The sequence below is a fragment of the Frankia sp. KB5 genome, from assembly GCF_002099325.1.
GTDB classification, from domain to species: Bacteria; Actinomycetota; Actinomycetes; order Frankiales; family Frankiaceae; genus Frankia; species Frankia casuarinae.
The window spans coordinates 1-4,080 of sequence record NZ_MRUJ01000351.1; the positions used below are offsets into that span (position 1 = coordinate 1).

Consider the following 4,080-nt stretch of genomic DNA (forward strand, 5'->3'; position numbering starts at 1 on the left):
CCGCCGTACCGGCATCTACTCATGCCTATCCGCATCGACTGACCGGCGCTTTTCTCACGATCCTCGGCACGGGCTGCCACGCACGTTCTGAGGCTGGAAGGGAGAACCGATGCGGAGTTCGTCGGTGAACTACGGAACGATCGACATGTACGAGGCGCTGCCGCCRCATCCAGCTGCGAGCTGGGAGCCGGGAAACGTGGGAACCTCCCCTTTGCGCATCACCGTGCTACTCGACGAAACCGGCCGAATACTCGTTCATATCGATACCGCCGTGACCTTGAACCTCGCCAAGCAGGAACCACCGCTGACGGTTCTGGTCGACGACCACGACGTTTATAACAGCCCCACCAAAACCATTAGCGACTGCGCCGACCCCGACCACGGACATCCCGTTCCCTGGCGCACCGCCGAGCACTGAACGAGAACCCCACACGTCCATGCCGGGAATGCTGCCCGGCTCGCCACGAAAAGGAAGGCGATTCCCGTGTTCTATCTGAGCCGCCGTCGCCGCCGACAGATGCGATTCTGGGGGTTCGCCCTCCTGCTGGTATGGCTGCTGGGCATCGCCGCCGCGCACGACGTCGCCATGYTCGTCGCCTACACGGCGGTCACCCTCGTCACGATCACCATCGATCTGACCGCAGGACGACGCCACCGCCGCCGTCGGCGCCACCGCCCAACCCGGCGGGCACGACCGGGACACACCCGCACCCACCGCGCCCGGAGAGCCACCTGATCAGGCCCTCACCGCCAGCCGACGACGCCCCCCGCGCACCGGACCGCTGTCGCCCGCAACGCGACGGCATCCGGCCGTCTACGCGATTCGCAGCATTTTCGCGCCGGCCGAGCCCAGCAGCGTGGAATCGCCCCAGCAGAAAGCACCCCATGCCTGATCCGACCGCGCCCCTGATCCCCCTGTCGTTGACCCACCTGCCAACCGTCGGCGGCCTCGCCGTCCCGTGGATCACTCCCCGCGCCGGTGACGGACGGTACCTGTTCGGCACCGTCGACGCCGACCGTAAGGACCAGGCACTGGTGGGGCGTCTGTGCGGAGTGTGTGGCCGTCACCTCGACGAGCGGTTGGTGCTGCTGATGCGCCTGTCCGACCTGCCCCGCCAGTGCACCGCCGAACCGGCGCTGCACCCGTCCTGCCTGGCCTACACCGCCTCCGCCTGCCCGATGATCCAGGGGAACCTGGACCACTACCGCACCGTCCCGCACAGGCTTGATCCGACGATGATCCCTGCGGCGGACGAGGCGGCCCGCCGTGGCGCACCGGCCGAACCATGGTTCGCCGTCTGGCTGGACGGCTACACGGTCATCACTGACCACGGCACCCGCGCCGCTTCCTACGCCGGCAGCCGGCCGCGCCGGATTCGGCCCCTCACCTGGGGGCCGCTCTTCTCCGGGTGACAGCCCGCGCACACGCCCGGCGCCTCACGTCCACCTATGCCCGCCTATCACCGCCATCCGCTCTGCCACGTGCAGGGAGTGATCACCATGTCTGCGGCTCCCCGCCGCCCGCCCCGCTCCGGTACTCCCGATGCGACGAGCCTCGCCGAGGCCGTCGCTCGTGCCTGGCACCGCGCCAACCGCACCGATCCGCCCCAGATTCCGCTGTCCACCGTCGCCGCTCTCGCCCTCATCACACCCCCACCGGGCGAGCTGTCCGCCACCGCCGACCTCATCGCCGAGCTGGACACCGAACAGTTCCACCGGATGGTTCGCCTCCAGTGGACGATCTTCGCGCGTGCGCGGCCTGACCTGCTGCCCGCCGCCTGGCCCCTGCTCCAACCCTGGCTCAGCGCCGACCGGCCGGACCAGGCCATGATCGCCACTGCCCGCCGCATCGCCCACGCTGCGCTCGATGCCGGGCAGCTGCACCTGACCGGCACCCTGCGCCGCCGCGACGCCGACGTGTTCGGCCCGCTGCTGATCGCGTTACGCGCCGACGGCGCCCGGGTGGCCGCCGGCCAGTTCTACACACCCGGCCCGATCGCCGACGTCCTCGCCGCCGGCCTGATGACCGGCGCCCAGCCAGGCCAGACCATGATCGACCCGGCGGTCGGAACCGGCGGGCTGTTCCGCGCCGCCGCCCAGACACTGCGCGCCGAAGGCATCGACCCGGCCAGCATGGTGTGGCTCGGCGCAGACATCGACGCAGCCGCGGTCGCGTGCACCGCCGTGAACGCCGTGCTGTGGGAACTCGGCCCGAACGTCGTGCTCGGCGTCGGCGACACCCTCACCGACAACTGGCAGACGGCCGCGATCGCCCAACGCCACGAGATCCTTCAGATCGCCGACCGGCTGCGCTCCACCGCGTTCGCCGCCGACGTGCTCGGCACGGTCGCGCGGCTGGTGGACGCGGCCAGTACCGAACGCGCTGGCCGCGCCCGCCGGACCTGACAACCCGCCCCCGTTCTCCCCGGCCAGGACAGCCAGGCCGGTGATGCCACACGCCTCGGCCCGCCGCGCCTGCCTCGCGCGGCGGGCCGACGTGCGTCGCCCGTCGGTGCCAGTCGGCCCGGAGGGCACCCGCCAGTCTGGCCGCGCGACCGCACACTCGCTCGCGTCTTCCCGATCAACCTGTCCGCCGTGCTGCGCCCGGAAGGAGCGCCCCGCCATGCCGTCGACCCCGCATCTGCTCGGCTTCGCCGAACTCCTCGGCCGGCTCCGCCATGTCCTGACCGTCAACGGCGAGGACACCGTCACCCGTCGCCCCGTCGATCTGACCTACCAGCCGTATTTCGGCCGGGACGGCTGGCCCCGTCGTCTGCACGGGCACATCCTGTTCTGGCTGAACGGCCACCTCGATCCGGCCAGCCTGCTCAACCTCGATTCCGCCGCCGACGTCCTCAGCGCACTCGGCTACCCGCTGACCGTCRAGGCCGCCGTTCTCGCCAGCGAGGCTGAGCAGCTCAGCTTGCAGGGCTGGACCTGGGGTCACGCCGTCCACACGGCGGTCCTGCGCACCGTCGAGGACGACGAACCGGAAGACACCCGCATCGGCGACGCCACCGTGATGGCCGTGCTCTCCCACGTCGCCGCCCACCATGCCACCGAGATGACCAGCCCGACCCGGGCCGTCCCGCTGTTCCACCGCGGCTATCCGACCGGGCTGCTCGGTCACCTGGCCGCCGAGCTGCGTCTCGATGCCGTCCACGCCTCCGCGCTCGGGGACAGCAGTGTCCTGGCCCTGTTCGGCCACCTCGGCTGGACGCTGTCCTCTCGCGCCAGCGCGGTCCTCACCACCGCCGAGCAGGTCGAAGCAGCTGGAGCCACCTGGACCGACGTCGTCATCCAGGCCAGGGACACCCCCCGCGACCACCTGCCCCGCGAGCCCTGGGACCGCTGAACCGCGCCCAGCGCCCGCGACCACCTGGGCCACTCCGCCGAGTGCCGCGCCGTGTCGGCCCAACGGGCGCCGGCAGGGAGTACCGGCCTGCACCTACGTCCGTCTCGACCACCTTCGTGAGAAGGGGAGCCGGCATGCGTGAATACATCGCACGCGCTGGAGCGGATGACGCCTGGCTGTGCCGATGCGGGAACAGCCCGAGCGCCAGCGGATTCCTCCCGGTCCACCGAGGCCGGGAAATCGCCCCGAACTCCGCCCGCTGGCAGGGCCACTACTGCTGCCTGACCTGCGGTCTGTTGATCCACTGGCCCACTCGGGAGATCATCGGACGCATCGACTTCGCGGACCTCACCGTGCACACGTCCGCGCCCCGCGCGAACCGGCGACGGCATTCACCGCTGCGCAGCAGGCGCTTGCGTCAGACACGACCAACGCGACCGCCCGGTCGCCGGTAACCGACCGGCCTACCCGCCATCGTGACACGCCGAGATCAATCGGTGGACAGCTCGGCCTCGGCAGGGACCCCACGTCCCAGACACGAGGAGACGGCCGGGGCAGACGGGATGCGGGGCCAGGCAGAACGTGCCCGGTGTGGTGCCGGCCGGCCTGTCGCGATCAGACTGGTGGGGAAGGCGGTCCGGCACATCCCTCGCGTGTGTGCCGGACCGGTCTGCCGCTGCGCCCCGCGCCCCGTAGAGGACACCGCTGATGAACTTCGAGTCCCA

5 protein-coding genes are annotated in these 4,080 nt (G+C 70.9%); all 5 read left to right on the plus strand.

Annotation, left to right across the window (positions count from 1 at the left end):
- Positions 1-109 precede the first annotated feature (109 nt).
- The 5 genes from KBI5_RS24145 to KBI5_RS24165 all read left to right on the plus strand — a co-directional run bounded on the left by KBI5_RS24145 (position 110) and on the right by KBI5_RS24165 (position 3,355).
- Positions 110-418: a hypothetical protein gene (locus KBI5_RS24145; protein ID WP_085016581.1), complete on the plus strand. Its 309-nt coding sequence runs from the start codon at positions 110-112 to the stop codon at positions 416-418.
- Positions 419-484: 66 nt separating this feature from the next.
- Entirely contained in the window at positions 485-736 is a 252-nt protein-coding gene (locus KBI5_RS24150; protein WP_085016582.1) for a hypothetical protein, read from the plus strand.
- Between the two features lie 149 nt (positions 737-885).
- Positions 886-1,413 carry a hypothetical protein gene (locus KBI5_RS24155; RefSeq protein ID WP_085016583.1) on the plus strand — a complete coding sequence of 176 codons (528 nt, stop codon included), beginning with the start codon at positions 886-888 and terminating at the stop codon, positions 1,411-1,413.
- Positions 1,414-1,500: 87 nt separating this feature from the next.
- Positions 1,501-2,406 (plus strand): N-6 DNA methylase, encoded by a 906-nt coding sequence (locus KBI5_RS24160; protein WP_157902590.1) that lies wholly within the window; start codon positions 1,501-1,503, stop codon positions 2,404-2,406.
- A 217-nt stretch (positions 2,407-2,623) separates the two neighbouring features.
- Entirely contained in the window at positions 2,624-3,355 is a 732-nt protein-coding gene (locus tag KBI5_RS24165; RefSeq protein ID WP_085016585.1) for a hypothetical protein, read from the plus strand.
- Positions 3,356-4,080: the final 725 nt, after the last annotated feature.

What these genes read in the sequence shown, in the direction of transcription:
- KBI5_RS24155 (WP_085016583.1), top strand. Translation starts at nt 886, where the DNA reads ATGCCTGATCCGACCGCGCCCCTGATCCCCCTGTCGTTGACCCACCTG.
- KBI5_RS24160 (WP_157902590.1), top strand. Translation starts at nt 1,501, where the DNA reads ATGTCTGCGGCTCCCCGCCGCCCGCCCCGCTCCGGTACTCCCGATGCG.